1 protein-coding gene is annotated in these 1,147 nt (G+C 46.6%); it reads right to left on the bottom strand.

Annotated features, from left to right (window positions below):
• Positions 1-1,147: elongation factor Tu (gene tuf, locus AB4232_RS22010; protein WP_017098540.1), on the bottom strand; the 1,147-nt coding region annotated here is incomplete at both ends.

Raw genomic sequence — 1,147 nt, 5'->3', positions numbered from 1 at the left:
GTACGGCCACCTTCGCGGATTGCGAAACGTAGACCTTCGTCCATTGCGATTGGAGCGATTAGCTCAACAGTCATTTGAACGTTGTCACCTGGCATTACCATTTCTACGCCTTCAGGTAGAGTGATATCGCCTGTTACGTCAGTTGTACGGAAGTAGAACTGTGGACGGTAACCCTTGAAGAAAGGAGTGTGACGGCCGCCTTCGTCTTTAGAAAGTACGTATACTTCAGACTCAAACTTAGTGTGTGGGTTGATTGAACCTTTAGCAGAAAGTACTTGGCCACGTTCAACGTCATCACGCTTAGTACCACGTAGAAGTGCACCAACGTTCTCACCTGCACGACCTTCGTCAAGCAGTTTACGGAACATTTCAACACCAGTACAAGTAGTAAGAGTAGTCTCTTTGATACCAACGATTTCTACTTCGTCACCTACACGTAGGATACCGCGCTCGATACGACCAGTAACTACAGTACCACGACCTTGGATTGAGAATACATCTTCAATAGGAAGTAGGAACGGTAGATCAACAGCACGCTCTGGAAGTGGAATGTAAGAATCTAGTGCTTCTGCAAGCTCAACGATCTTGTCTTCCCACTGCTTTTCGCCGTTTAGAGCGCCAAGTGCAGAACCTTGAATTACTGGTAGGTCGTCTCCTGGGTACTCGTACTCAGAAAGAAGTTCACGAACTTCCATTTCTACTAGCTCAAGTAGCTCTTCGTCATCAACCATGTCACATTTGTTCATGAATACGATGATGTAAGGGATACCAACTTGACGACCAAGTAGGATGTGCTCACGAGTTTGTGGCATAGGGCCATCTGTAGCAGCAACAACTAGGATACCGCCGTCCATTTGAGCAGCACCAGTGATCATGTTTTTAACATAATCGGCGTGTCCAGGACAGTCTACGTGTGCGTAGTGACGTTCAGGAGTATCGTACTCAACGTGAGAAGTTGCGATTGTGATACCGCGCTCGCGCTCTTCTGGAGCGTTATCGATAGATGCGAAATCTTTAGCAACACCGCCGTACACTTTTGCAAGTGTAGTACAGATAGCAGCAGTTAGAGTTGTTTTACCGTGGTCAACGTGGCCGATAGTACCAACGTTTACGTGCGGTTTCGTACGTTCAAATTTTTCTTTAGACA

Origin of the sequence: Vibrio sp. 10N.286.46.A8 (genome assembly GCF_041470165.1) — a bacterium.
Classification (GTDB): Bacteria; Pseudomonadota; Gammaproteobacteria; order Enterobacterales; family Vibrionaceae; genus Vibrio; species Vibrio tasmaniensis_A.
Note: the sequence above shows the minus strand (reverse complement) of the source record. Positions and strands in the feature narration are given on the sequence as shown.